This is a genomic window from Bradyrhizobium sp. USDA 3650 (assembly GCF_054057395.1).
Genome location: NZ_JBSRZG010000001.1, coordinates 4,588,164 through 4,614,144, shown reverse-complemented (window position 1 = coordinate 4,614,144; position 25,981 = coordinate 4,588,164). Strand labels below are relative to the sequence as shown.

Annotated in this window: 22 protein-coding genes; 14 read left to right on the top strand and 8 right to left on the bottom strand. The window is 64.6% G+C overall.

The annotated features are described in order from the left end of the window. Positions 1-16 precede the first annotated feature (16 nt). A complete protein-coding gene (locus tag ACVIN2_RS21520) occupies positions 17-295 on the bottom strand; it encodes a DUF3551 domain-containing protein (RefSeq protein ID WP_456767069.1) in 279 nt (92 codons plus the stop codon). A gap of 167 nt (positions 296-462) precedes the next feature. Then, the gene (locus tag ACVIN2_RS21515; protein ID WP_456767068.1) at positions 463-1,437 is read right to left on the bottom strand and encodes a Bug family tripartite tricarboxylate transporter substrate binding protein; all 975 of its coding nucleotides are present in this window, start codon (positions 1,435-1,437) and stop codon (positions 463-465) included. Between the two features lie 125 nt (positions 1,438-1,562). Here ACVIN2_RS21515 and ACVIN2_RS21510 point away from each other — a divergent pair, with 125 nt between their 5' ends. Continuing rightward, positions 1,563-1,982 (top strand): VOC family protein, encoded by a 420-nt coding sequence (locus ACVIN2_RS21510; protein WP_456767067.1) that lies wholly within the window; start codon positions 1,563-1,565, stop codon positions 1,980-1,982. A gap of 182 nt (positions 1,983-2,164) precedes the next feature. After that, positions 2,165-3,745: an ATP-dependent acyl-CoA ligase gene (locus ACVIN2_RS21505; RefSeq protein WP_456767066.1), complete on the top strand. Its 1,581-nt coding sequence runs from the start codon at positions 2,165-2,167 to the stop codon at positions 3,743-3,745. Between the two features lie 104 nt (positions 3,746-3,849). Here the strand turns inward: ACVIN2_RS21505 and ACVIN2_RS21500 are convergent, their stop codons facing one another. The 3 genes from ACVIN2_RS21500 to ACVIN2_RS21490 all read right to left on the bottom strand — a co-directional run bounded on the left by ACVIN2_RS21500 (position 3,850) and on the right by ACVIN2_RS21490 (position 8,134). Beyond that, positions 3,850-4,944 (bottom strand): HD-GYP domain-containing protein, encoded by a 1,095-nt coding sequence (locus ACVIN2_RS21500; protein WP_456767065.1) that lies wholly within the window; start codon positions 4,942-4,944, stop codon positions 3,850-3,852. Between the two features lie 419 nt (positions 4,945-5,363). Beyond that, positions 5,364-7,646, bottom strand: coding sequence for a molybdopterin cofactor-binding domain-containing protein (locus ACVIN2_RS21495; protein WP_456767064.1), 2,283 nt, complete (start codon positions 7,644-7,646; stop codon positions 5,364-5,366). Continuing rightward, positions 7,643-8,134 carry a (2Fe-2S)-binding protein gene (locus ACVIN2_RS21490; protein ID WP_456767063.1) on the bottom strand — a complete coding sequence of 164 codons (492 nt, stop codon included), beginning with the start codon at positions 8,132-8,134 and terminating at the stop codon, positions 7,643-7,645. Before ACVIN2_RS21490 ends, ACVIN2_RS21495 begins: the two co-directional genes overlap by 4 nt. A gap of 514 nt (positions 8,135-8,648) precedes the next feature. On the opposite strand from ACVIN2_RS21490, the gene ACVIN2_RS21485 reads away from it, so the two are divergent. The 4 genes from ACVIN2_RS21485 to ACVIN2_RS21470 all read left to right on the top strand — a co-directional run bounded on the left by ACVIN2_RS21485 (position 8,649) and on the right by ACVIN2_RS21470 (position 11,215). Further along, positions 8,649-9,413 carry an alpha/beta fold hydrolase gene (locus tag ACVIN2_RS21485; protein ID WP_456767062.1) on the top strand — a complete coding sequence of 255 codons (765 nt, stop codon included), beginning with the start codon at positions 8,649-8,651 and terminating at the stop codon, positions 9,411-9,413. A 24-nt stretch (positions 9,414-9,437) separates the two neighbouring features. Then, positions 9,438-9,773: a hypothetical protein gene (locus tag ACVIN2_RS21480; RefSeq protein ID WP_456767061.1), complete on the top strand. Its 336-nt coding sequence runs from the start codon at positions 9,438-9,440 to the stop codon at positions 9,771-9,773. A gap of 152 nt (positions 9,774-9,925) precedes the next feature. Beyond that, complete coding sequence (locus ACVIN2_RS21475; protein WP_456767060.1) at positions 9,926-10,597, top strand: dienelactone hydrolase family protein; 672 nt, start codon at positions 9,926-9,928, stop codon at positions 10,595-10,597. 138 nt (positions 10,598-10,735) lie between these two features. Continuing rightward, the gene (locus ACVIN2_RS21470; protein WP_456767059.1) at positions 10,736-11,215 is read left to right on the top strand and encodes a hypothetical protein; all 480 of its coding nucleotides are present in this window, start codon (positions 10,736-10,738) and stop codon (positions 11,213-11,215) included. A 24-nt stretch (positions 11,216-11,239) separates the two neighbouring features. Here ACVIN2_RS21470 and ACVIN2_RS21465 read toward each other — a convergent pair whose 3' ends face one another. The 3 genes from ACVIN2_RS21465 to ACVIN2_RS21455 form a co-directional block, all read right to left on the bottom strand. After that, positions 11,240-11,986 (bottom strand): polysaccharide biosynthesis/export family protein, encoded by a 747-nt coding sequence (locus ACVIN2_RS21465; RefSeq protein ID WP_446480418.1) that lies wholly within the window; start codon positions 11,984-11,986, stop codon positions 11,240-11,242. Positions 11,987-12,248: 262 nt separating this feature from the next. Further along, positions 12,249-12,905, bottom strand: coding sequence for a peptide-methionine (S)-S-oxide reductase MsrA (gene msrA / locus ACVIN2_RS21460; protein WP_456767058.1), 657 nt, complete (start codon positions 12,903-12,905; stop codon positions 12,249-12,251). Between the two features lie 184 nt (positions 12,906-13,089). Continuing rightward, a complete protein-coding gene (locus tag ACVIN2_RS21455) occupies positions 13,090-13,407 on the bottom strand; it encodes a hypothetical protein (RefSeq protein ID WP_007616084.1) in 318 nt (105 codons plus the stop codon). A gap of 404 nt (positions 13,408-13,811) precedes the next feature. On the opposite strand from ACVIN2_RS21455, the gene rpsT reads away from it, so the two are divergent. The 8 genes from rpsT (at position 13,812) to gyrB (ending at position 25,922) form a co-directional block, all read left to right on the top strand. Next, positions 13,812-14,078, top strand: coding sequence for a 30S ribosomal protein S20 (gene rpsT / locus ACVIN2_RS21450; RefSeq protein WP_007598259.1), 267 nt, complete (start codon positions 13,812-13,814; stop codon positions 14,076-14,078). Between the two features lie 1,266 nt (positions 14,079-15,344). Then, positions 15,345-16,757, top strand: coding sequence for a chromosomal replication initiator protein DnaA (gene dnaA / locus ACVIN2_RS21445; protein WP_026233035.1), 1,413 nt, complete (start codon positions 15,345-15,347; stop codon positions 16,755-16,757). Positions 16,758-17,133: 376 nt separating this feature from the next. Then, complete coding sequence (gene dnaN / locus ACVIN2_RS21440) at positions 17,134-18,252, top strand: DNA polymerase III subunit beta (protein ID WP_106943766.1); 1,119 nt, start codon at positions 17,134-17,136, stop codon at positions 18,250-18,252. A gap of 210 nt (positions 18,253-18,462) precedes the next feature. Continuing rightward, a complete protein-coding gene (locus ACVIN2_RS21435) occupies positions 18,463-18,828 on the top strand; it encodes an endonuclease domain-containing protein (protein WP_456767057.1) in 366 nt (121 codons plus the stop codon). Positions 18,829-18,916: 88 nt separating this feature from the next. Then, positions 18,917-20,053, top strand: a complete 1,137-nt coding sequence (recF, locus tag ACVIN2_RS21430; RefSeq protein ID WP_456767056.1) for a DNA replication/repair protein RecF — start codon at positions 18,917-18,919, stop codon at positions 20,051-20,053. Between the two features lie 120 nt (positions 20,054-20,173). Continuing rightward, entirely contained in the window at positions 20,174-20,911 is a 738-nt protein-coding gene (locus tag ACVIN2_RS21425) for a hypothetical protein (RefSeq protein WP_456767055.1), read from the top strand. Positions 20,912-21,037: 126 nt separating this feature from the next. After that, on the top strand, positions 21,038-23,206 hold the full coding sequence (locus tag ACVIN2_RS21420) for a hypothetical protein (protein ID WP_456767054.1): 2,169 nt from the start codon (positions 21,038-21,040) through the stop codon (positions 23,204-23,206). A 280-nt stretch (positions 23,207-23,486) separates the two neighbouring features. Continuing rightward, on the top strand, positions 23,487-25,922 hold the full coding sequence (gyrB, locus tag ACVIN2_RS21415; RefSeq protein WP_456767053.1) for a DNA topoisomerase (ATP-hydrolyzing) subunit B: 2,436 nt from the start codon (positions 23,487-23,489) through the stop codon (positions 25,920-25,922). The last annotated feature ends 59 nt before the right edge of the window (positions 25,923-25,981 follow it).

The window sequence follows — 25,981 nt, the reverse complement described above, 5'->3', positions numbered from 1 at the left end:
TCAAACCGCGAGTTCCTCAATATGGCGCGACGGGACGCGTGCGCCGCGGCTGCCGCGGTTGCGGCACGGACGATTGGCCGTAGGCGACAAGCGGGTTGGGCCCGCAGGCCATGAGCCGGCCCGACACACTGGCCTGACATTGTCCATAGGTGCTGTAGGTGCAATCGCCGGGATACTCGTACCCGCCGCCCTGGGCACACCAGGGGTAGTCGTGGGCCGCGACGGGGGTGACGGCGGAGAAGCCGGCAAGGAGTGTCGCGCCGAGGCCCAGCAGAGCCAATTGCGTCTTGCGCATGATTCCAACTCCTATCCTCGTGGCGCGAGATACGCGCCATATAACATCAGGTTTCGCCACGCCGTTTTATTCCAGATCGACGGGCGCTGACACGCAAGAAACCTTGATGCGCAAGAAAAAAGCCCTGCCGAACGGGCAGGGCTCCGATCACGGACATCACGAGATCGCTACTCGACCTTGAGGCCGGCGAACTCGACGACCTTCTTCCATTTCTCGGTCTCGGCCTTGATCTCCTCGCCGAACGCCTCTGGCGTCTGCGCCCGCGGCTCGCCGCCGAGCTCGACCAGGCGCTTGGCCATGTCCGGCTCCTTGATCAGCGTGTTGATCTCGCTGTTGAGCTTGGCGATGATGTCCTTGGGCGTGTTCTTCGGCGCACCCATGCCGAACAACGCGCTCGCCTCGTAGCCCTTCACGGTCTCGCCGATCGCCGGCACGTCGGGCAGCTGCGGCGAGCGCTCCGCCGTGGTGACGCCGATGGCGCGGAGCGAGCCGGACCGGATATGCTGGATGATCGAGGGCATGTTGTCGAAGATCACCTGCACCTGGCCGCCGAGCATGTCGGTGATCGCGGGTGCGGCGCCGCGATAGGGCACGTGCTGCATCTTGCAGCCCGTCAGCGCCATGAACATCTCGCCGGACAGATGCACCGAGGTGCCGTTGCCTGAGGAAGCCATGTTGACCTTGCCGGGATTGGCCTTCACGTATTCGATGAACTCGGCGACGGTCTTGGCCGGCACGTCCTTGTTGACAGTCATCACGTTCGGCACGCGCTGGAACGAGGCGACCGGCGCGATGTCGCGCACGAAGTTGAACTTCAGGTTGGTGTAGAGCGAGGCGTTGATGTAGTTGGCCGGATTGACCAGCTGCAGCGTATAGCCGTCGGGCTCGGCGTTGACGACCGATTCGGTGGCGATATTGTTGCCGGCACCCGGCTTGTTCTCGATCACGAATTGCTGGCCGAACTTCTCCGACAGCCGCTGACCGATCAGCCGCGCCAAGATGTCGGTGGCCCCGCCCGGCGGATAGCCGACCACCCATTTCACCGGGTGGGTCGGATAATCGGCGGCAAAGGCCTTCGACAGCGGGCTGGCTGCAAGCGGACTGGCGGCGAGCAGGCTCAGCGCGGTACGGCGAGTGATCATTTCAAGGGTTCTCCCAACGTGTTGTTCTTGAAGCCAGATAGCTTGAAAATGGCGTCGGCGCGGTTGTAACAAAGCTTGCCGCAGGCGGAAAGTGCACGGGGCGCATCACGACGAAAGGATAAGGCATGGCGGTCAAGGTCGAAGCCCTCGATCATCTCGTGATCAACGTCGCGGACGTCGCAGTGACCGCCGAGTGGTACGGCAAGATTCTCGGCATGGAAGTCAAGGTGTTCGACCCCGGCGGCGGCAAAGCGCCGCGGACTTCGTTGCAATTCGGTAACCAGAAGATCAACGTCCGGCCGCGCGATGCCGACAAGGTGGAGTGGTTCACCGCGGACCACCAGACCGCCGGCAGCGAGGATCTGTGCTTCCTCACATCCGCCAGCCCCGACGAGGTGGTGGCGCATTTGAAGGCACATGGCGTCGCGATCGAACAAGGCCCGGTTCTCAAGCAGGGCGCCCGCGGCACCCTGCGGTCGGTCTATTGCAGGGATCCGGATGGCAGCCTGATCGAGATTTCGTCGTATGAGGACGGCAGCCGGTAAGGCCGAGGCGCCTGCCCCACGCATCGTCATTGCGAGGAGCCCTTGCGACGAAGCAATCTAGACTCTCTCCGGAGAGGGATCCTGGATTGCTTCGCTCCGCTCGCAATGACGGCGGAGAGAGCAGGAAGACGCAATCATCAAAACGCAGCCGCCAGCAAGATGCAGGCTGCACGGGAGGACATATGCCGAATTCACAAGCCGCGGCCGGAATCGTGGGCCCATTCGACGGGCTCGACGTGCCCTGGCTGCTGAAGATGCGCGCCGAGGTGCGCAGCTCACATCCGTTCCTGATCTGGGCGCCGTTCGACGTGCCCGCGCGGCGCTGGAGCTATGGCGAGTTTCACGAGCGGGTCGGCGCGCTCGCGGCGGGACTGGCGAAGCGCGGCGTGAAGCCGGGCGAATATGTGCTCATTCACCTCGACAATTGCATCGAGGCGCTGCTGGCCTGGTTCGCCTGTGTCGAACTCGGCGCCATCGCGGTGACCACCAACACGCGCTCGGCACCGGCCGAGCTCGACTATTTTGCCGATCATTGCGGCGCGGTCGCCGCGATCACGCAGCCGGCCTATGCCGAGATCGTCGCGCAGAATTGCCGCAACATCCGCTGGATGGCGGTGACCTCGCACGATTCGGGCGTGGCGCCCGCGCAAGCGATCTCGCGCGGCGATAGTTTTGAATCGCTGTTCGCCGACAGCGCCGACCGTCCCAGGCGCGCGATCGATCCGCGCGCGCCGTGCAGCGTGCAATACACCTCGGGCACGACATCGCGCCCCAAGGCGGTGCTGTGGACCCACGCCAACGCACTGTGGGGCGCCAAGATCAACGCCGCGCACGAGGACCTGCACGCAAGCGACGTGCATCAGGCCTATCTGCCGCTGTTCCACACCAACGCGCTGGCCTATTCGATGCTGGCGACGCTATGGGTCGGCGCCACCTGCGTGATCCAGCCGCGCTTTTCCGCCAGCCGGTTCTGGGGCGCCGCGCGCGAGCACGGCTCGACCTGGACTTCGACGATCCCGTTCTGCATGAAGGCGCTGCTCGAGCAGGAGATCCCGCGCGATCACAAATTCCGTCTGTGGGGCACCGCGATCAACGAGCCGCCGGCCTTCGCCGCCTTCGGCGTCAAGATCATCGGCTGGTGGGGCATGACCGAGACCATCACCCACGGCATCGTCGGCGAGATCGATCAGCCCAACATCCCGATGTCGATCGGCCGCGCCGCGCCGGAATATGAAATCCGCATCACCGACGACGACGGGGGGCCGACCGAAATCGGCGGCACCGGAAATCTCTCGATCAAGGGCATTGTCGGCCTGTCGCTGTTCGCCGAATATCTGCACAACGAAAAGGCGACGCGCGAGAGCTTCGACGAGCACGGCTTCTTTCTCACCGGTGACCGCGTGGTGCGGCTGGAGAACGGCTACATCCGCTTCGCAGACCGCAGCAAGGACATGCTCAAGGTCGGCGGCGAGAACGTCGCCGCGTCCGAGATCGAGCAGGTGGTCGCACTGGTCCCCGGCGTGCGCGAGGCCGCCGTGGTGGCGAAGACGCATCCAATGCTGGACGAGGTGCCGGTCGTCTTCATCATCCCGCAGGGTGGCGTCGCCGGTGCGCGGCCTGATCTGCACGAGGCCGTGATGGCCGCCTGCCGCGCCGGCCTCGCCGACTTCAAGGTGCCGCGCGAGATCCGCTTCGTCGACGACATGCCGCGCTCGACGCTGGAGAAGGTGGCGAAGGCGGAGCTGAGAAAGATGGTGGGGTGAGGCGTAAAGTAGGGTGGGTTAGCCGAAGGCGTAACCCACCAACTTCGTCCGGCAAATGCGGAAGCATGGTGGGTTACGCTACGCTAACCCACCCTACGCAGCCATCAGAACGACCCCAGCGCCACCGGGCGGAAGGCCTGCAACAGCTGCTGGTCCAGCTTGCCGCCCATGCCTTCCATCATCGTAAACGCGCGCGAGTGGGTGAAGGGCATGCGATAGGCACGCTTCTCCACGAGGGCCGCGTAGATGTCGACGATCGTCGTGACCCGCACGATATCGCTGATCTGGTTCGACGAGAGATTGTTAGGATAACCGGAGCCGTCGAGGAATTCGTGGTGATGCAGCACGACGTCCAGCATCTCGGGCGGGAAGCCGCCTTGGGCTGCGAGCGCGTCATAGCCGCGGCGCGGATGCTGGCGGACTTCGGCCATCTCCTCGTCGGTGAGCTTGCCGGGCTTGTCGAGCAGCGCGGAGGGAACGAACGCCTTGCCGACGTCGTGCAGCAGCGCGGCACGGGTCAGCCGGCGCTGGTCGTCCTCGCGCATGCCGAGATGCTGGGCGAAGGAGACCGCAAATCCGGTCACGAACAAGCAGTGCCGATAGCTGCCGACATGGTGGCAGCCCACCGTGGTGAGCCACTCGCGCAGCGAGGAGTGCTTGATCGCCTTCAGGATCTTGCTCTCGGCGGCGATGACGTCGTCGAAGGTCAGGGGCACGCCGAGCGGCAGCTTCTCGAACATCTTCTTCAGCACCGCATGCGCGGCCTCGACGCCGCGATTGAGCGTCTTGCCGCGATCGGTCGCGTCATAGACGGCGGTGTCGGGGAACGCGGCGCGGATGCGCTGCAGGATGTCCTCGGGCTGGAGCGGCCGCGAGATGGTGTCGGTGGCGCCCAGCGCCCAGGCCTGCATGGTGCCGTGATGCAGGGCATCGGCAAGCACGAACAGACGAGGCATCGCGCAATAGGCATCGCCGCGCAGCTTGTTGCGCACCCGCTGCACGCTCTCGGGCGAACGCAGATTGATGTCGACCACGAGGCCGGAGAGATCGCGCGAGGGCTGCTCGGGGAGCTCCTGCGTCGTCACTGTCGCGACGTCGCCGACCGCCTTGAGGATGCTGGCGAGCTCGCTGCTCTCGTCGCTCCGGTCGGAGGCGAGCAGAAGCCGGCGTTTGGCGGCGGGTTTGGCTGAGGCGTTCATGGCTTCCCCAAGAGCACGGGCGTGTTTCGGGCAGAAGCCTAAGCCGGATCAGGTTCTCCGGCCCTTAAGAGGCGTGCTCAATGGAACCCTGCGGAATCAGGAACAATTTTACGGAGTTCGGCTCCCCGGGCGGTTCCAATCGAAACCTCGAAAACAACCCCATGCACAGTAGAATGGTCATTGATAACAAAGGGAAATTTTGGGCACGGCCCGCCCCACCCACTGCCGTCATCGCCCGGCTTGACCGGGCGATCCAGTACTCCGAGACGGCGCGGCTAGAACCGAGAAGCCGCGGCGTACTGGATGCCCCGCTTTCGCGGAGCATGACAGCGAATATGCGGATGCGGTGTATCACGCTCAAACGAATCCGCCGGGGCTGCCCCCGGCGGATCACGTCAGGTCAACAATCGCAACCAGCCTTACGCCTTCATCGCGCTCTTCACGGCCTCCGCCGTGATCGGCAGGGCCCGGACGCGGGCGCCCGAGGCGTTGAAGATGGCGTTGCCGATCGCGGGTGCGATCACCGTCACCGCGGGTTCGCCGACGCCGGTGGCCTTCTCGCCATTGGCGATCACGGCGATCGCGACCTCCGGCACCTGGCTCATGCGCAAGGGCGTGTAGCTGTCGAAGTTGGTCTGCTCGATGCCACCATCCTTGAGCGTCGCCTTTTCGTACATCGCCAGCGACAGGCCCCACAGCGCCGCGCCTTCGACCTGGGCGCGGATGTTGTCGGGATGCACCTGCGTGCCGACGTCGGTGGCGACCGTGAGCTTCTTCACGGTGACCTCGCCCGAGGGCGCGACGGCGACGTGGGCGACGCAGGCCGTCCAGCTTGCGGTCGCGCGTTCCTGCGACGAGACGCAGGCCACGCCCATGCCCTCGCCTTTCGGCAGCTTCCTGGTGCCGTAGCCGGCAAGGCCCATCGCGGCGAGCAGCGTATTGCGCAGCCGCTGCGCGCCTCCGTCGTTCTTGCCGGCGCCGTCGAGCAGCGAGATGCGGAACTGGGCGGGGTCCTTGCCCGCCGCAGCCGCGATCTCGTCGATCATGCTTTCGACCGCCCAGAAGGTCCAACCCGGCGCGACCGAGCGGAGCTGGCCGGACGGCGTGGCGTTGTGCGCCATCTCGTTCTTGATCGCGCGCACATGATGGTTGGGCACGGTGTAGAAGAAGTCGGCCCCGTTCACCGTGAAGGAGTCGAGCGGACCCTTCTTGTCGACCGAGGGCGTCAGGAAATCGGGAATGCCCCAACGTTGGGTCGGCCAGGCCGAAACCACGTCGTGACTGAGCGCGACGAGCTTGCCGTCGCCGTCTACGCCCGCCTTCACTTTCTGGTAGGTGAGCGGACGCGAGAAATCCATCGTCATGTCGTTCTCGCGCGTGTAGATCACCTTCACCGGCTTGCCGATCGCCTTCGCCGCCTGCACCGCCGGAATCATCATGTCGGCATCGAGCCTGCGGCCAAAGCCGCCGCCGAGCCACATCTGATGCATGACGACGAATTTCGGATCGATCCCGGCCGCACCCGCCGCGATCGCGCCGGAGCGCGTGGCGAACTGGTTGCCGGAATAGATGTGCAGGATGTCGCCCTTGAACTCCGCAGTGGCGTTCATCGGCTCCAACGGCGCGTGGATGTTGATGCTGGTGGTGTACTCCGCCTCCAGCACCTTGGCCGCCGTGCCGAACGCCGCCGCGGGATCGCCGTCCTTGACGAAGAACTGGCCGGAATCCTCCTGCTTCTGAAGCCGCTTGGCCTCGTCGAGCAGCGACTGGCTCGACACTTTCGCGTTCGGACCGCCGTCATAGGCAATCTTGAGCGCCTGCGCCGCCTTCTTGGCATTGGCATAGGTGCCGGCGACTGCGACGACCCAGCCCGACGTCGTTCCGGTCTTGTCGTCGAGGGTGACGGCCTTGATGAAGCCCGGCACTTTCTTGGCCGCACTGTCGTCGACCGACTTGACGGTGGCGCCGAAGCGCACCGGAGGCGTCACCACCGCGCCATAGGCCATGCCCGGCAGCATCACGTCGATGCCGTATTTGGCTGTGCCGTTGGTCTTGGACGGGATGTCGAGCTGCGGCACCGACACGCCGATCATGGTGTATTGATCCGGCCTCTTCAGCACGATCGCCTTGAGCTCGTCCGGCGTGAAGGTTTTTGTCGCCTTGCCGCTCTTGACGACATCGGCGAACGACATCGCCTTCTTTGACTTCGGATGCGAGATCATGGAATCGCGCACCACCAGTTCCGACGCCGGCACGCCCATCGCGGCGGCCGCGCCTTCCGTCAACGCCATCCGTCCGGCGGCACCGGCCCGGCTCATGGCGTCGAAGTTCATCATGGTCGACCAGCTGCCGCCGGTGATCTGTGCGCCCAGCACGGGATCGTTGAATTTCGGATCATTGGAGGCAAGCTGCACCCGCATGTCGCTCCACTTCGCGCCCAGCTCTTCGGCCACGATCTGCGCCATGGTGGAGGCGATGTGCTGGCCCATGTCGGCCTTGCCGCAGGTGACGGTGACGAGACCATCGGGCGCGATCGCGTACCAGACGCTGGGCTCGAAGTTCTGGGGCGCCGCGAGCGCCTCACTGATGCCGGGCACGCCGGCATAACCGAGCACGAGGCCGGTTGCCGCGGTGCCGACCAGGAAGGAGCGGCGGCTGAGATCTGTCGTTTCGGCTGTAACGCTCTTGATGTGCTTATTCATGTGGGCCTCCGCTCGTTGCCGGAGGCGGATGCGGTGCGCATCTCGGTTGCGGCGCGCATGATTGCCTTCTGGATCCGCGAATAGGTCATGCAACGGCAGAGATTGCCGTCCATATGTGCCACGACCTCTTCCTTGGTCGGGTTGGGATTCTTCGCCAGCAGCGAGGCCGCCTGCATGATCTGCCCGGACTGGCAATAGCCGCATTGCGGCACCTGCTCGGCGATCCAGGCCTTCTGCAAGGGATGGTCGCCCTTGGCGGCGAGGCCTTCGATGGTGGTGATCTTCTTGCCGGCGACATCGCCGACCATGGTCTGGCACGAGCGCACGGCTTCGCCGTTGACGTGCACGGTGCAGGCCCCGCACAGGCCGGCACCGCAGCCGAACTTGGTGCCGGTCATCTGCATTTGCTCGCGGATCGCCCAGAGGAGCGGCGTATCATTCGCCGCATCCACGGACATACTCCGCCCGTTGATGGTGAGAGTTGGCATAGGCGTCTTCCCCTGCCGGTGCATGAAGCCGCTTACGGCGGCAACTTGTGTTGACGGACGCCCACCGGGCCGGCGCCAGCCTTGGCCGCAAGAATGATCGCGTTCAGGCGCGGAGGCAAATGCAATTTGGAATCGATCGAACAAACGCGGCGCGCGCATCTTGTGCGTTGCGAGAACGGCGATGGTGCAGCCACTGAACGCAAACAGAAAGCGTGTCAGACATGCGTGCTATCGCGTCGAGGCGGTTTCTTCGAGGTAACTTGGCGGGCTAGAGTACGAGCGCCACGTTGGTCGTCCCTTCTCCCCTTGTGGGAGAAGGTGGCATAGGCGGCCTTCGGCCGCCGTTCTAAAATGGACGCCGAAGCGAAGCTTCGGCTACGGCGCCGGATGAGGGGTTCTCTCCGCGAACCCACTGGATCGTACGCGGATAGAACCCCTCACCCGTCTCGCCGCTATCGCGGCGAGCCACCCTCTCCCACAAGGGGAGAGGAAAACAAAAACAAGGGTGGGCAGAATGCCTGGGATCGATCGGGACGGCGTCAGAATCTACTACGAGGTTCACGGCGAAGGTCCGCCGCTGCTGCTGACCCACGGCTACTCATCGACGTCGGCGATGTGGCATGGGCAGGTCGAGGCGCTTGCCAGGGATCACAAGCTGATCTTGTGGGACATGCGCGGTCACGGCCAGTCCGATTATCCCGACGATCCCGCCGCCTACAGCGAAGCACTCACGGTCGGCGACATCGCCGCTATCCTCGATGTGGTCGGCACTGAGCGCGCCATTATCGGCGGGCTCTCGCTCGGCGGCTACATGTCGCTCGCCTTTGCTCGCGCGCATCCAAAGCGCGTCCGCGCACTGCTGATCATCGACACCGGACCGGGCTTCAAGAAGGACGACGCACGCGAGGCCTGGAACGCGCGGGCGCTCGCCACCGCCGACAAGTTCGACCGCGAAGGGCTCGACGTGCTGAAGGCGGCGACGCGCGAGCGCGCCACCGCGAGCCATCGCAATGCCAGGGGATTGGCGCTCGCCGCACGCGGCATGCTGACCCAGCGCGATGCGAAGGTGATCGAGCTGCTGCCGGAGATCAAGGTGCCCAGCCTGATCGTGGTCGGTGCCGACGACACGCCGTTCCTCGCCGCGTCGGACTACATGGCCGCGAAAATTCCCGGCGCACAAAAAACCGTGATTCCCGCCGCCGGACACGCCGTCAACATCGACCAGCCGCAGGCTTTTGTTGACGCGGTGCTGCCTTTCCTGAAGAACTTGCCGGAATAGGACGATCGGACGGGAACACAGACAATGAAGCGAGCGATGTTGGCTGCGGGCGCGGTGTTGCTGTCAGTATCCGCGCAGGCCGAGCAATTCGGCGGGACACCGCCCCGCCTGCCCTTTGTCGCGACCTTGTCGAACAACACGCCGCTCGCCTTCGGCATGGATGCCGGACAGAGCGCGCGGGCGCTGGGGCAACCGCTGCAATATGTGCGCGGGCGTCCCGGCAACGAGATCTATCTCGCGCTTCGCAACATCGGCGGCAGCGGACTGATCCCGTACCGTCACCGCCTGTTCCTGCAATTCCGTCATGGCCGGTTGGCGGGATGGAAGGAGGACTATGGCGAGAACTGGATGTGGGAGTGATCCTCATGGTGAGGAGGCGCAAAGCGCCGTCTCGAACCATGCAGGCCCGCCTCTCGCTGCTCGGCCTTTCATCCTTCGAGACGCGCGCAAGAGCGCGCTCCTCAGGATGAGGAGAAAGAGTGAATTCGTGACAACCAACAAGGACAACCCGCGTGGGACAAGACATCAAGCTGACGGCCTCCGACAATTTCCAGCTCAGTGCCTATCGCGCCGATCCCGCGGGCACGGCGAAGGGCGCGGTGGTGGTGATCCAGGAAATTTTCGGGGTCAACCATCACATCCGCTCGGTCTGCGATCGTCTCGCCGGGGAAGGCTATGTCGCGATCGCCCCGTCGATCTTCGACCGGACCTCACCGGGCTTCCAGTGCGGCTACACGCCTGACGAGATCGCGGAAGCGCGCAAGTTCGTCGCCAGTCCGGATTGGGACGCGATGCTGCGCGACACGCAGGCGGCGATCGATGCGGTGAAGAGCGTCGGCCCGGTCGGCATCATCGGCTTTTGCCTGGGCGGCAGCATCGCCTTCGTCGCGGCGACGCGGCTGTCGGGCCTGAAGGCCGCGATCGGCTATTACGGCGGCGCCGTCGTGCGCTTTGCCGACGAGACAGCCAAAGCGCCGACACAGCTGCATTTTGGCGAGAAGGATGCCGGCATTCCCCTGACCGACGTCGAGACCATCAAGACGAAGCGGCCGGACGTCGAGGTCTTCGTCTATCCGGGCGCGCAGCACGGCTTCCATTGCGACGAGCGGGCGAGCTACGATAAGGCCAGCGCCGACATCGCCTGGCCGCGCAGCATGGAATTTTTCGCAAGGCATTTGAAATAGGCGCGCGCGGCTGTCTCCGCTGTCATTCCGGGCTCGCGCTTCGCGCGCCCGGGCATGACGAGCAGGAATCGGGTGGCTGCATCCTGCCGCGCGGCGATAGAGCTGGCTGATCAAGCCAATTCGCGCCGGGAGATCGTGATGCAGCAGGCCAATACGAACATCGTCATCCGCAATCCGTTCGGCACCATGGACGTGCCCGCGCCGGATGATCGCGACGTCATGGATTATGCCGCAACCGCAGGGCTTGCCGGCGATGCCGCCGACCTCAACGCGGCGGCGTGGGCAAAAATCGCGGCACAGTCAGACCCGCTCGACGGCATCTGGGCCAGCCGCTGGAATGGCGGCGCCGATCCGACCATTGCCGGCGATACGCCGCAAGCCTGGAAAGCGGGACGCGCGGAGGTGCGGGTCGCAGGCGGACGCATCTATCTGCGCTTTGATTGGGATCACGGCCGACGGCACGGGCTGATCGATGCTGCGCGCGAGGGCGCGCGCCTGGTCGGGAAATACATCAACCTAACCAATCCCGCGATCACGCGGCCATGGATCGGGCGCGTGGTCGATGCCACCAGGATCGACGGATGTTTTCCGAACGGGCGGCTGGATTTCAGGCGGTGAGCTAGAGCTTCGCTCGAAAGCGCTCTAGAACCAGCGTTCGCCGACGAACACGGTGTCGCCCGGGCTCAAGGGGGTGCCAAGCGGCACCACGGCGCGCATGGCGCCGCCGGCTTCAGTGTGCGTGACGGTGACCACGTCGCGCTTGGCGCGGGGCGAGAAGCCGCCGGCGATCGCGACGGCGCTTTCGACCGTCATGTTCGGCACGTAAGGATACTGGCCGGGCGCGGAGACTTCGCCGAGAATGAAGAACGGGCGATAGGCTTCGATCTCGACGGCGACCGAGGGCTCACGGATGTAGCCGTTGCGCAGCCGCGCGGCGATCTCGCCGGCAAGGCCGGCCGGAGTGCGGCCGCGTGCCGGCACGCCGCCGATCAGCGGCATGGTGATGGAGCCGCCGGCGTCGATCGCGTAGCTGTTGGTGAGACCTTCCTGGCCATAGACCACGACGCGCAGCCTGTCGCCGGCGTCGAGATGGTAGGAGGAATCGTAGCGGACCGGCGCCGCCATCGGTGCGGCATAACCGACCGGCATGGGCGCGGGCGAAGAGGCAAAGGAATTGCTGAGTGCTGCGATGGCACCGCCGCCACTGCCAACGACGACCGGCTGCGGCGCGTTGTAGGGCTGGCCATAGGCCATCGAATCGAGATCGGCGCGCGGCTGCACATAGGCGACGGGACCAGCGGTTTGCATGCAGCCGCCAAGGGTCAGCGCGGCGGACGCTGCCAGGGACGCTGCCGAGATCGACCATCGAAACGCGCGTGCAACCGGCACCGGACTTATCCCTCGAAACGAGACAGCTTCAGTGATGCACCGGTTATGGTTAATAAAGCGTTGAGGGGGGATGGGTGGAACGGTGCGGCGCGCTAGGAGCGCGGTGCGCCCCCCCTCTCCCGCCTGCGGGAGAGGGCTGGGGAGAGGGTGTCTCCACGGCGGGACAGTCGCCCAGAGGAGAGAACCCTCACCCGCATTGCATCTGCGATGCAATGCGACCTCTCCCGCAAGCGGGAGAGGTGCAGCGAGCCCGGAGCCAACTTTACGCGCTTACACCGACGCCGATCGGGCAGGACACGCCGGTGCCGCCCAGGCCGCAATAGCCGGCGGGATTCTTGGCCAGATATTGCTGATGATAGTCCTCGGCAAAGTAGAATTCGCCGGCGGGCGCGATCTCGGTGGTGATGGTGCCGAGACCTTTTGCAGCAAGCGCCTTCTGATAGAGCACCTTCGATTGATCGGCCGCTGTCTTCTGCGCGTCTGAAGTGGTGTAGATCGCGCTTCGATATTGCGTGCCGACGTCGTTGCCCTGACGCATGCCCTGCGTCGGGTTGTGGCTCTCCCAGAACGTCTTCAACAGCTTCTCGTACGACACCTTGTTCGGATCGAACACGACCAGCACCACTTCGGTGTGACCGGTGCGGCCCGAGCAGGTCTCTTCATAAGTCGGGTTCGGCGTGTGGCCGCCGGCATAGCCAACAGCCGTTGTGTAAACGCCCTCGCCTAGCTTCCAGAACTTGCGCTCGGCGCCCCAGAAGCAGCCGAGCCCGAACACCGCCTGCTCGAGGCCGGCGGGATAAGGCGGCTGCAACTTCGTGCCGTTGACGAAATGGGTGGTCGCGGTCGGAATGGCTTGCGCACGGCCGGGCAGCGCTTCCGTGGCGCTCGGCAATGCGGTGGTCTTGCGCATGAACAGCATGGACGGATCTCCGGGAACGAGCTGTGCCTCGCCTGAGCCAAGGCGATGAGCCAAGCGCTCAGGCGGCGTGCTCGCGATCAGTTGGGAATATAGGTCTTTACGCGCAAAGGGGCAGCCCTGTTACGCCGTTCGCGCGCCGGTTCGAGTCGCGCGAATTGAAAGCTCAATCCCGGGAATTGAAAGCTCAATCCCGGGAATAGCCGATCAGCGGCTTGCGCGGGCGGAACAGGATCATCAGGAGGATGCCGAGAATGCCGAGGACGGCGAAAACCGGCTGATCCAGCACCAGGCGGATCACCGAGGTCCAGAGCCAGGGCGCCTTGGCCTCGACCCAGGTCCGGAATGCCGTCTGGCTGGCCTGATTGATGTCGTTCCAGAACTGGCCGAAGCGGGTGAACCGCAGGGTCTGGTCGGCCACCCAGCGGGCGCCGTCATAGACCATGAAGATGAACCCGCCGGCGAGCAGCAGCAGCCCAATCAGTCGGAAAAAGCCGCGGATCATGCCTCACCCTCTATAGTCGTCCGATCGGACGACCCTCGGAACGCCGCCAGCCAATACAAGGGAGACGGCAGAAATTCAACCTCTTCAGGGCGTTACAGCATTCATCCGCGCCCTGAGGGGTTGCTTTTGCAGTCCCGGAAAGCGTTGACGGTGCCAAAGACCCTCTCTATAAGGGCGCCAACTGGCGGCGGGCGCAATCCTGCCGCCGCTGTTCTTTGAGCAGATGCAGGCTCCTTGGGCTGAGAGGCTCCCTGGGCCTCAGAGATGGCCCGCAAGGCCGTCGCTCGTGTTCCGGGAACAGCCTAGCAACCGAACACCCTAATTCCGAGCGTCGATTACGCGGTCAAGCAAGCCGGCGCTACCCGACCAAGACGCGACCGGTACCCGCAAAGGACATTGAGACCATGGCCAATACCACTTCCGCCAAGAAAGCGACGCGCAAGATCGCCCGCCGCACCGCCGTCAACAAGTCGCGCCGCACCCAGATGCGCGGTGCCGTGCGTAACGTCGAAGAAGCGATCAAGACCGGCGACCGCGCCGCAGCCGTGACGGCGCTGGCGAATGCCGAGCCCGCCTTGATGCGCGCCGCGCAGCGAAACATCATTCATAAGAACAATGCCAGCCGCAAAGTCTCGCGGCTCACCGCGCAGATCGCCAAGCTCGCCAAGTAAGCTCGCGAGTGATCTAGCAGCATTCGTTCGATCGGACGATCCGGTCGCACATCGCATACGTCAAACAGCCCGGCATAGCGCCGGGCTTTTTTGTTGCCCGTCATATTCACGCAAGCAGTCACGCGTCGAGCGACCTTCGATCGGAGGATTGCGACGTTTGCACCATGACGTGTCCCGTAGTTTTACCTGCGAATGGTTTTGCAACAGCGGAAACTTCCACCGCGGTGCAAAAAGTCCTTGCGAGGCGGGCTCAAGTTGAATTCGCGGCACCTGCGAGTTCTGCACACCGTAGTTTCCCCGGATCGCGTTACGCGATGGAGTTACCCTGTCAAACGAGACTCAAAAAACGATGTCTCGCTAATCACTTATCGACATAGTGAGGCCAAGCATTTGGAAAAATCGCCAGCGCGTCGTGCGCGTGACGCTTTTGTAAAAAATTTTTGGCGGTGGCGGAGAATTGTCACATGAAACGTGGTGTCTTCGATTCTGTGCACGAATCCAAAAACTTGCTCTGAAGCCTGTGCACAAGTCCGCGTGGCGTTAACGCAGATCAAGATTTTTGATGCCTCAAGTGTGAATCAATTCCGTTGCGAGTCTTCCCGCATAGTGTATTCCTTAAGAGGTCAGCGGCGCCCACGATCTTGAGACCAGCGCGGTATCGGAAACGGGGCGAGCGTGCAAATCGGCGGCGATGTGCACGTAGGCGGCGCTTCAACAAGCGATTGTCGGATCAAAACCCACAGCAATGTGGGAACGGTAGCTCTTTGTCTGAATGTCTCCAAGCGGGATCTTTCTCTCGCGCTTAAGAGACATCTTGAAAGCTGCCCCGACAGGCATGATGGCGAGGCCGAGCGGACGAGTACACGGGCAGGCATCCGATGACGACGCGGGTGTCGTTTGGACACGCAGGACCTTGTCGTGAGCAATCACGGCAGGACGGGGAGGTATCATGTCTTACGAACTCAACGCGGTATTGAAACACATTTCGACTTCCAGCATTTCGACTTCCAGCGATGCCGTTTTAGATTCGTCGGACACCAAGCCTCCCGCGTGTCACGGAGCGCCGAGTACGCGCTGACCTCGCGACCCCTCCATCTCTAGACATTGCTGATCGGACGCGGCGTTCCGCCGAACGGTCGAGCCATGCCTGCAGGTGAAATCGCTTGAGGTCCCGCCATTGCAAATAATCCTCGGCAGGTATTGCTGGCAGGAACTCTGCATGGCGCTCACCACGCAACCTTATCTCTCAAGAAAAGTTCTCAAATGATGACAACCCCGGAACAGGATCGCTGGTCACGCGTGAAGAGTCGGCTGCGCTCGAACGTTGGCGAAGACGTCTATACGAGCTGGTTTGCGCGCATGGATCTGGAAGGCGTCCAGGACGAGAGCGTGCGACTGTCGGTGCCGACCCGCTTCCTGAAGAGCTGGATCCAGGCCCATTATGCCGAGCGCGTGCTGTCGTGCTGGCAGGCCGAGATGCCGGAAGTACATCGGATCGATCTCACCGTGCGCTCGGCCGTGCGCCCCGTTGTGCAGCAGAAGGAAGCGCCCGCGCCGGTCGAAACGCGCCGCTCGCCTGCGCCGGAGCTGCGCTCGACCGCGACCGCGCCGGTCTCGGCCAATCATGATGCGCTCGGCGGCTCGCCGCTCGATCCGCGCCTGACCTTCGCAAGCTTCGTCGTCGGCCGTTCCAACACGCTGGCGCATGCGGCTGCGCGTCAGGTCGCCGAGGGTCGTCGCGGCGATCCCGTCATGTTCAATCCGCTCTACATCCATGCGGGCGTCGGCCTCGGCAAGACGCATCTCTTGCAGGCGGTGACCTGGGCTGGCAATTCCGGCAACGAGCGCAAGGTGCTTTATCTCACCGCCGAGAAATTCATGTACGGCTTCGTCGCCGCGCTGAAGACGCAGACGGCGCTCGCCTTCAAGGAAGCGTTGCGCGGCATCGACGTGCTCGTGATCGACGATCTCCAGTTCCTGCAGGGCAAGTCAACCCAGGCCGAGTTCTGTCACACGCTGAACGCGCTGATCGATGCCGGCCGCCAGGTCGTGATCGCGGCCGACCGTCCGCCGTCCGATCTCGAAAGCCTCGACGACCGCGTGCGCTCGCGGCTGGCCGGCGGCCTCGTGGTCGAGATGGCCTCGCTCGGCGAGGAGCTGCGGCACGGTATTCTCAAGTCGCGCGTCGCAGCCGCCCGCGCTCATCATGCAACCTTCGAGGTGCCCGAGGAGGTGCTGACCTATCTGGCCCGCGCCATCACCCACAACGGCCGCGATCTCGAAGGCGCGATCAACCGCCTGCTCGCACATTCGAAGCTCAACAACCGGCCGGTGACGCTGGAGATGGCGGAGCACGAGGTGCGCGACCTGATCCGGCCGCAGGAACCGAAGCGGATCAAGATCGAGGACATCCAGCGCGTGGTGGCGCGGCAGTATAATGTCAGCCGCTCCGACCTCCTGTCCTCGCGCCGGACCGCCAACGTGGTCCGTCCGCGCCAGGTGGCGATGTATCTCGCCAAGACGCTGACCCTGCGATCGCTCCCCGAGATCGGCCGCCGCTTCGGCGGGCGCGACCACACCACGGTGCTGCACGCCGTTCGCAAGATCGAGGCCCTGGTTTCCAAGGACACGGCGCTGTCGGACGAGGTCGAATCGCTCAAGCGCCAGCTTCAGGAATAAACGCCTATTTCCTTCACCTCTCCCAGCTTGCGGGGAGAGGTCGGATCGCTCTTGCGATCCGGGTGAGGGGGTACAGGTCCATCGGCAGGCTCGCCCGCGGAAAGAGGCCCCTCACCCCAACCCTCTCCCTGTAAGAACGGGGCGAGGGAGCGCACCTGCTTCCGGGCGCCGGCCCCGTCTTTGCCGGTAAATCGTGGGGAACCGTCGCGCAATCCCTTGAAACGGATGACTTTACGCGCCACCTTGCGCGACCCTGACGGCTTTGGTCATATCGGCTGGATGATCCGGCCTTCCGGGGTCTTCGGTGCCGTGGCGCGCGTCCCGCCGCCCGGCTTTTCCAGATTTGTGTTTCCTTGGGGATCGGGCGAGTAGTGCAATGAAGGTTACGGTCGAACGCGCGCAACTCCTGAAGTCGCTGGGCCACGTCCACCGCGTGGTCGAGCGCCGCAATACGATTCCGATCCTCGGCAACGTGCTTGTTAGGGCCGAGAACGCGAAATTGTCGCTGAAGGCGACCGACCTCGATCTCGAGGTGACGGAAACGCTCGCGGCGGAAACCGCAACCGCGGGCTCCACCACCGTGCCGGCGCACATGTTCTACGACATCGTGCGCAAGCTGCCGGACGGTTCGCAGATCGTGCTCGAGGCCGACGGCGACCGCGCCGTGCTGGCGATCCGCGCCGGCCGCTCCCGCTTCACGCTGCAGACGCTGCCGGAGAACGATTTCCCGGATCTCGCCGCCGGCGACATGTCGCACTCGTTCAATCTCGCCGCCAAGGACGTCAAGCGGCTGATCGACCGCACCCAGTTCGCGATCTCCACGGAGGAGACCCGCTATTATCTCAACGGCATCTATCTGCATGCCGCAGGCTCGGCCAAAGCCGCCACCCTGCGCGGCGTCGCCACCGACGGCCACCGCCTCGCCCAGCTCGACCTGGTCCAGCCCAAGGGCGCCGAGGGCATGCCCGGCGTGATCGTGCCGCGCAAGACCGTCGGCGAGGTGCAACGCCTGATCGAGGACAACGAGGCCGAGGTCACGATCGAGCTGTCGCAGGCCAAGATCCGCTTCACCATCGGCAATGTGGTGCTGACCTCGAAGCTGATCGACGGCACCTTCCCCGATTACGGCCGCGTGATCCCGCAGGGCAACGACAAGGAGCTCGTCGTCGACAAGAAGGATTTCGAGAACGCGGTCGACCGCGTCTCGACGATTTCCAGCGAGCGCGGGCGCGCCGTGAAACTCTCGCTGTCACCGGGCAAGCTGGTGCTGTCGGTGACCAATCCGGATTCCGGCAGCGCGACCGAAGAGCTCGAAGTCGAATACGCCTCCGACGCCCTCGATATCGGCTTCAACTCCCGCTATCTGCTCGACATCGCCGCCCAGATCGAAGGCGACGTCGCAACCCTCCGGCTCGCCGACCCGGGCTCACCCACCCTGGTGCAAGACCGCGACGACAAGAGCGCGCTCTACGTGCTGATGCCGATGCGGGTGTGAGGGACGTGCTCCTCCTCTCGCGACACCTTTTATGCGGAGACAACCCCTCACCCGGCTTCGCTGCGCGAAGCCACCCTCTCCCACAAGGGGAGAGGGTGAAGCGGCAGCAAATCTTCTCGAAACAAGCGCGATTCCCGTTGCTGCGCCCTCTCCCCTTGTGGGAGAGGGCATCTCCGCGGGCGGATACATACTCAGTCGGGTGAGGGGTTCGTGCCGCAGGAACCATCCCACCGACCAGTCCCCAAACGTCTCCGCCAATTCGCGAAAAATATGCGGCACGACCCGACGGATGCGGAAGCGGCAATGTGGCGCCTGCTCAGGCATCGGCAACTCTCCGCTTTCAAGTTTCGCCGACAAGTCCCGTTCAAAAGCTACATTCTCGATTTCGTCTGCTTCGAAAAGCGCCTCGTGATCGAAATCGACGGCGCTCAGCATGCGGAATCGCAACGCGACGCAGCTCGTGACGCAACACTCTCCGCTGAAGACTTTGTCATCGCGCGCTACTGGAACAATGACGTGTTGCAGCAGCCCGCTTCTGTATTGGAGGACATCCTTGCAAAGCTCGCCCTGCGGTAACATACCCCTCACCCGTCGCCTCACTTCGTGAGGCGCCACCCTCTCCCACAAGGGGAGAGGGGACGCACCGCCCGGCACGACGAGCACAATGACCCCCTCCCGCATTCATCGCCTGACGCTGACGCATTTTCGTAATTACCGGGCGGCGGGGCTCGAGGTGAAGGCTGACATGGTGGCGCTGGTCGGGCCGAACGGAGCGGGCAAGACCAATTGCATCGAGGCGATCTCGTTCCTGTCGCCGGGACGCGGGCTGCGGCGCGCGACGCTGGACGACGTCGCCGACAACCAGGGCGACGGCTCCTGGGCGGTGTCGGCACAGGTCGAGGGCGCGCTGGGCCTTGCCACGCTCGGCACCGGCATCGATCCGCCGCGCGCAGATAGCCCGGTCAGCCGGCGCTGCCGCATCGACCGCGAACCGGTCAATTCGGCGGCGTCGTTCGGCGACCACATCCGCATGGTGTGGCTGACGCCGGCGATGGACGGGCTGTTCATGGGAGCGGCGTCCGAGCGGCGGCGCTTCTTCGACCGCCTGGTGCTTGCCATCGACAGCGACCATTCCAGCCGCATTTCCGCGCTCGAACGTTCCCTGCGCTCGCGCAACCGCCTGCTCGAGACGCGCAATTACGACGACCATTGGTGTGACGCGATCGAGCGCGAGACCGCGGAGCTTGCGGTCGCGGTCGCCGCGACCCGGGGCCAGACCGCGGCGCGGCTGACCGGCATGCTCAACGCGCGCGCGCAGGCCTCCGCCTTCCCCTCGGCGCAGATCGCGCTCGACGGCTGGATGGAGAACGCGCTGCTGACGGAGACCGCGACGTCGGTCGAGGACCGCTACCGCCAGATCCTGCGCGACAACCGTCCGCGTGACGCTATCGCCGGCCGCACCACGGACGGTCCGCATCTCACCGATCTGCAGGTGATCTACGCGCCGAAAAGCATGCCGGCGCGCGATGCCTCGACCGGCGAGCAGAAGGCGCTGCTAATCGGGCTGGTGCTGGCGCATGCGAGCCTGGTCGCCGAGATGACCGGCATCGTGCCGCTGCTGCTGCTCGACGAGGTGGTCGCGCATCTCGATCCGAGCAGGCGCGCGGCGCTGTTCGACGAGCTGCGAAAACTTGGCGCGCAGGTGTGGCTGACCGGCGCAGACCCCGCCGCCTTCGTCGAGATCGGCGCCGGGGGCGAGATCTTTGACGTCGAAAGCGGACAGGTATCGGCCCGGCGCTAGTCGCCGCCGTTGAACCGGCCCCATTTCCGCCGCGACTAGTTGCCGGAGGCGGCGCCGACGGCGTCGCAGCCGTTTTTGCAATCGCGCAATGACATCACGCGCGAACCCCTGGAGAGTGAGATGCGGGCGGCAAGGTCCGGGGCGCAAGCTCCGGCACGATGGCGGGCGTTTGCGTGCGGCCTCGTCTTGCTCGCGACGTGCATGCTCGCGGCAAGCGCCGGCGCCTGGATGCCGCAGCCGCTGTTTTCGGCCGATCTCACGCCGGACCCCGATGCCAGGTTACCCGCACCGACCCGCTACAGCTTTCGAAGAATCCACACCACACTGATGCGGGGCGTCGAAGCGCCGCTTCGCGTCAAGCTCGAAGCCACCGTGCCCGCCGAGCTCAGCGACGTTCTTTCCTTCTACCGCAGGGAGCTCGCAAGGCTCGGCTGGCAGGAGCAGCATGATTGCGCCGTCCTCTCCGCCGATCACGTCCGGCTCGCGTTCGCATCTCCGCTCGGGCCGGCCATGCTGGAGCTCGGCCGCAAGGACAGCAGCACCTCGGTCCATCTCGTGCAGAAGAACTCGGATACTGCGACCCGGGCGAACGTCATGCCCGAACCGGGCCGGGCGAAGCTGGTGTTCAGCAACATCGGCGAGACGGAAGCCGTGCTCGGGATCGACGCGCGGATCATCAAGCGCGGCGCCGGCACTAACGCCGTCTCGCTGGATCTGGCGCCCGGCAAATATGCCTACGAACTGGGCGTGCCCGGCCGTCCGGCCCACACTGACATCCTCAATCTCGCGGCCGGCGACGCCTGGGAGCTCACCGTCGGGCGCGACGGCGAGGCATGGTCGCCGCTCCAGCTGTATTGACCAGTCCGGGAGCTTTGAACCTGCCCGGTTCCTGCCGCGACTTCTGGTCTGAGGCCCCGCCGACGGTGTTGCAGCCGTTGCAATCGCGCGCGCCGAAGCGCCGCGCGGCATCCTGGAGACGTAACGATGGCGATGATCCCGCGCGGGATGCAAATCCCGGCACGATGGCGGCTGCTTGCATGCGGTCTCTTCCTGATGGCGAGCTGCTCGATCGCGGCCGGCGCCGACGAGGGCATTGTCGACGTCCACGCGCTGCCCCAGCTCGAAGGTGCGGTGGAAGACATTTCGCGCCCCGATCCCTATAGCGTCGAATATCGCGTACCGACGCGGCAGGCCGTGACACTGCCCGCGGTCCAAAAGCTCCTGAGCGACAACGGCTGGGTGCCCTATGTGATGCCGCTTGAGGAGAAAAGCAGCCTGCTGAAGTTCAGGAAGGGACGACACGGCCTTTCGGTTCATTTCACGCAGGCGCCCGGCCGGCCTGACCAGTCCGTGGTTTATTACACTACCGAGCGGATTTACGGGAACGTGCCGTTTCCGGAAGGCGCAGGCGAGATCGTGTTTGACGGGACCCGGCCCTATCTCGGCTGCATCGCGCCGACGCCGCTCGATGCGACGTCGGATTTCTACAGCAGCCAGATGGCTGCGATCGGCTGGCAGAAGCTCACGCCGGAAACCGCTGCGCGCTGGACCACCAGCCTGGATGAAACCGTTCCCAACGGCGTGCGCGCGTTCTACGCGCATGCCGATAGCAAGGAGACCGGCTTCTATCAGCAGAAGCCCGTGATGCTGACGCTGACGCGCCGCGATGACGGCCGCACCAATATCGATATCCGGGTCGCGCCCTTCGCGCTGCCCAGCGAGCTCAAGGCCGATAGCGATCTGGCCGGCCTGCCGCGGCCGAGCCCGACCAAGACGGCCAGGGGGCTCGGCGGCGCGAGCGACAACAAGCGCGAAATGTCGGCCGCCGCGATGGCCGAGCTGCCGGCCGTGCTCGCCTTCTATCACCGCGAGCTCGCCGCGCGCGGCTGGCAGGAGGACGGCAGCGTGCCGCTCGCACCCGGCGACGAGGTCGCGATCAAGATCTCTTCGGCGGAGGAAACCGGCGTGCTGCGGCTCGGCCGCAAATACGATTTCACCATGGTCAGCCTGACCGCGCAGGTGAAGGACTCCGCGCTCGCCGCCCGTGCCAGGGCGAAGAAAGAGGCGGACGAGAAGTTCCTTGGGGATGCCTTAGGTGCGGCCAAGCAGCTCATTACCGCCGACGAAGCAAGGCGCAAGGTGCAGGCGGCCGCATTGTCCGACGCGCCGCTGAATGCGCTGGCCGACAGCAAGACGCCGGTGCCGCTGCCTGAAAACGCCGAAGGTGTGAAGTTCGAGGGCGACGACGGCCAGCTCGAATTCTCCTCGGCCTCGAGCGTGAAGGCGCTTGCCGCGTTTTATCGCGCATCGCTTAAGCCGGCGGGCTGGAAGGAGCAACCTTCCGTCATCAACCAGCCCAACATGGCGGTGATGGAATTCTCCAAGAGCGGCAAGTCGATCTCGATGACCGTGATGCAGATGGGGCCGAAGGTGAACGTTAGCGCCAACGGCACCGGTCTTGTTATCGCCGCGGCGAAGCCCGTCGAGGCAAAATCGGCCCAAGCCAAGGCGGTCCAGACCAAATCGAAGGAGCCGCTCACGCCCGATCCCGATTCCGCCCTGCCGGTGCCGACACAGCGCAGCTCGACCGGCATCAGCTCCACGAAATTCCCCGGCAGCGACCAGTCGTTCCGGACCGAGCTCGAAGCCAGCATCCCTGCCGAGCTTGGCGAGGTCCTCGCCTTCTATCGCGCGGAGCTGACCAAGCGGGGTTGGCAGGAGAAGACCGACGGCGCGACTGTGACCGCCGAGCGGGCGGAGCTCGCGTTCACCTCGCCGCAGGGACCGGCCGTGCTGAAGCTCGGCCGCGCCAGGGACGAGACCACGGTCAGCCTGATGCAGCGGAATCCGCAGGCCGCGGCCAAGGCTGACATCATGCCGAAGGCGGGACAGGCGAGGCTGATGCTCGGCAATATGGGGCCGAAGGAAGCATCGCTGACGATCAACAATCAAACCGTGAAGATCGCGGCCGGCGCCGGAGGTCCGCAATCGCCGAAAGGTCCGATGCTCGATCTGCCACCCGGCAAGTACCAGTACGCACTGCGTCTGCCGGGACGCCCTGCTCGCACCGAGACCCTCACCGTGGCCGCCGGCGATGCCTGGGGCCTCCTGGTGGGACCGGGCGGAGATGTGCTGCCGCTGCAAATGTATTGAGCTGCAAGGCCGTTCCGGGGCGTTCCAGGCGCCTCGGAACGCCCCTCCTCCCCGCAAAATCCACGCCTTCCAGAGCCCGAAACGGCGTCTCGAATCGCGCTTTTTCCAAGCCGCCGAATCGGCCTTCGAAGGCCTTGAAAATCGGCCGAAAAATCCCATCTAATCAAAGACTTGCCGGGAGATACTTTGCGCTAGGCGCAATCCGTCTTTCGTGGCACAAATAGCCCGCATATCAGCGCCTTTTGCGCCGCTGATTCGGGCGACATCTCGAAGGCCTCTCATGACAGAACCTGCTCGGCAGACGCCTGCCGAAAACGAACCCTCAAATCCGAGCGATTACGGGGCGGAATCGATCCGCGTGCTCAAGGGTCTCGACGCCGTCCGCAAGCGCCCAGGCATGTATATCGGCGACACCGATGACGGCTCGGGCCTGCATCACATGGTGTACGAGGTCGTGGACAACGCGATCGACGAGGCGCTCGCGGGCCACGCCACGCGCGTCGACGTGATCCTCAATGCCGACAATTCCGTCACCGTGCGCGACGACGGCCGCGGCATTCCGGTCGACATCCACAAGGGCGAGGGCATCTCGGCAGCCGAGGTCATCATGACCCAGCTCCATGCTGGCGGTAAGTTCGACCAGAATTCCTACAAGGTTTCCGGTGGCCTGCACGGCGTCGGCGTCTCCGTCGTCAACGCGCTGTCGAGCAAGCTCGGCTTGCGCATCTGGCGCGACAACAAGGAACACTACATCGAATTCGCCCATGGCGATGCCGTCGCACCGTTGGTGGTCGTTGGCGATGCGCCCGGCAGGCGCGGCACCGAGGTGACGTTCCAGGCTTCGACGGAAACCTTCAAGAACATCGAGTATGATTTCGCCACGCTGGAGCACCGGCTGCGCGAGCTCGCATTCCTCAACTCCGGCGTCAACATCGCCCTCTCCGACATGCGTCACGCGGTCGAGAAGCGCGAGGAGATGCACTATTCCGGTGGCGTCGAGGAATTCGTCAAATATCTGGACCGCAACAAGAAGGCGATCGTGCCTGCGCCGATCATGGTGCGCGCGGAATCCAACGGCATCGGCGTCGAGGCCGCGTTGTGGTGGAACGACAGCTACCACGAGAACGTGCTGTGCTTCACCAACAACATCCCGCAGCGCGACGGCGGCACTCATCTGGCCGGCTTCCGCGGCGCGCTGACGCGCCAGGTCAACGGCTATGCCGAGGCCAACGCGAAAAAGGAAAAAATCGCGCTCACCGGCGACGACTGCCGCGAAGGCCTCACCGCCGTGCTGTCGGTGAAGGTGCCCGATCCGAAGTTTTCTTCGCAGACCAAGGACAAGCTGGTGTCCTCGGAAGTGCGGCCCGTGGTCGAGAACGTGCTCAACGAGGCGCTCCAGGCCTGGTTCGAGGAGCACCCTTCCGAAGCCAAGATGATCGTCGGCAAGGTGATCCAGGCGGCGGCAGCCCGCGAAGCCGCGCGAAAAGCGCGCGAGCTGACGCGCAAGAGCCCGCTCTCGGTCTCCTCGCTGCCCGGCAAGCTCGCCGACTGCCAGGAGAAGGATCCGGCCAAGTCCGAGCTCTTCATCGTCGAGGGTGACTCGGCAGGCGGCAGCGCCAAGCAGGGCCGCAACCGCGAATTCCAGGCCGTGCTGCCGCTGCGCGGCAAGATCCTCAATGTCGAACGCGTGCGTCCCGACAAGATGCTGGGCAGCGAGCAGATCGGCACGCTGATCACCGCGCTCGGAACGAGCATCGGCGACGAATTCTCGATCGAGAAGCTGCGCTATCACAAGATCATCGTGATGACGGACGCCGATGTCGACGGCGCCCACATCCGCACGCTGCTGCTCACGTTCTTCTACCGGCAGATGCGCGAGATCATCGACGGCGGCTATCTCTACATCGCCCAGCCGCCGCTCTATAAGGTTAACCGCGGCAAGTCCGAGCAATATCTGAAGGACGAGCGGGCGCTGGAAGATTATCTGATCGATACCGGGCTCGACGATTGCGTCTATATCCCCGGCACCGGCGGCGATCGTACCGGCCGCGACCTGCGCTCGCTGGTCGACGACGCCCGCGCCGTCCGCGGCGTCCTGCGCAGCCTGCACACCCGCTACAATCGCAAGGTGATCGAGCAGGCCGCCATCACCGGCGTGCTCAACAAGGCGATCTACGGCGATCCGGAGAAGGCCGCCGCGGCCGCGCAATACATCGCCGCCCGCCTCGACACGCTCGCCGACGAGGTCGAGCGCGGCTGGATCGGCCAATACGTGGAAGGCCAGGGTTTCCAGTTCGAGCGCACTGTGCGCGGCGTCAAGGACGTCGCCCTCATCGATGACGCGTTCCTGGGCTCGGTCGAAGCCCGCAAGCTCGACGAGTACACGGTCAAGCTCCAGGACGTTTATGCCCGCCCCGGCAAGCTGCGGCGCAAAGACACCGAGCACATGGTCTACGGCCCGGTCGATCTGTTCGAAGCCGTCACCGACGCCGGCCGCAAGGGCGTCTCGCTGCAGCGCTACAAAGGGCTGGGTGAGATGAACCCGGAGCAGCTCTGGCAGACGACGCTGGACGTCAATGCGCGATCACTGCTCCAGGTGAAGGTCAAGGAGGTCGACGAGGCCGACGACATCTTCACCAAGCTGATGGGCGACGTGGTCGAGCCGCGCCGCGACTTCATCCAGGAACATTCGCTGAGCGCGACGATCGATATCTGAGATCGGATGCTTGGACGGTCGTCATGCCCGGGCTTGTCCCGCCTGCGCGGCCGAAGCCG

Bases quoted from the DNA above. Each gene is read 5' to 3' on its own strand.
- ACVIN2_RS21470 (WP_456767059.1), top strand. From the start codon at position 10,736: ATGCAGCAGGCCAATACGAACATCGTCATCCGCAATCCGTTCGGCACC.
- dnaN (WP_106943766.1), top strand. From the start codon at position 17,134: ATGAAGGTTACGGTCGAACGCGCGCAACTCCTGAAGTCGCTGGGCCAC.
- gyrB (WP_456767053.1), top strand. From the start codon at position 23,487: ATGACAGAACCTGCTCGGCAGACGCCTGCCGAAAACGAACCCTCAAAT.
- ACVIN2_RS21510 (WP_456767067.1), top strand. From the start codon at position 1,563: ATGGCGGTCAAGGTCGAAGCCCTCGATCATCTCGTGATCAACGTCGCG.
- recF (WP_456767056.1), top strand. From the start codon at position 18,917: ATGACCCCCTCCCGCATTCATCGCCTGACGCTGACGCATTTTCGTAAT.
- dnaA (WP_026233035.1), top strand. From the start codon at position 15,345: ATGACAACCCCGGAACAGGATCGCTGGTCACGCGTGAAGAGTCGGCTG.
- ACVIN2_RS21425 (WP_456767055.1), top strand. From the start codon at position 20,174: ATGCGGGCGGCAAGGTCCGGGGCGCAAGCTCCGGCACGATGGCGGGCG.
- ACVIN2_RS21490 (WP_456767063.1), bottom strand. From the start codon at position 8,134: ATGCCAACTCTCACCATCAACGGGCGGAGTATGTCCGTGGATGCGGCG.
- ACVIN2_RS21515 (WP_456767068.1), bottom strand. From the start codon at position 1,437: ATGATCACTCGCCGTACCGCGCTGAGCCTGCTCGCCGCCAGTCCGCTT.
- ACVIN2_RS21420 (WP_456767054.1), top strand. From the start codon at position 21,038: ATGGCGATGATCCCGCGCGGGATGCAAATCCCGGCACGATGGCGGCTG.
- ACVIN2_RS21500 (WP_456767065.1), bottom strand. From the start codon at position 4,944: ATGAACGCCTCAGCCAAACCCGCCGCCAAACGCCGGCTTCTGCTCGCC.
- rpsT (WP_007598259.1), top strand. From the start codon at position 13,812: ATGGCCAATACCACTTCCGCCAAGAAAGCGACGCGCAAGATCGCCCGC.
- ACVIN2_RS21485 (WP_456767062.1), top strand. From the start codon at position 8,649: ATGCCTGGGATCGATCGGGACGGCGTCAGAATCTACTACGAGGTTCAC.
- msrA (WP_456767058.1), bottom strand. From the start codon at position 12,905: ATGCTGTTCATGCGCAAGACCACCGCATTGCCGAGCGCCACGGAAGCG.
- ACVIN2_RS21455 (WP_007616084.1), bottom strand. From the start codon at position 13,407: ATGATCCGCGGCTTTTTCCGACTGATTGGGCTGCTGCTGCTCGCCGGC.
- ACVIN2_RS21505 (WP_456767066.1), top strand. From the start codon at position 2,165: ATGCCGAATTCACAAGCCGCGGCCGGAATCGTGGGCCCATTCGACGGG.
- ACVIN2_RS21480 (WP_456767061.1), top strand. From the start codon at position 9,438: ATGAAGCGAGCGATGTTGGCTGCGGGCGCGGTGTTGCTGTCAGTATCC.
- ACVIN2_RS21495 (WP_456767064.1), bottom strand. From the start codon at position 7,646: ATGAATAAGCACATCAAGAGCGTTACAGCCGAAACGACAGATCTCAGC.
- ACVIN2_RS21520 (WP_456767069.1), bottom strand. From the start codon at position 295: ATGCGCAAGACGCAATTGGCTCTGCTGGGCCTCGGCGCGACACTCCTT.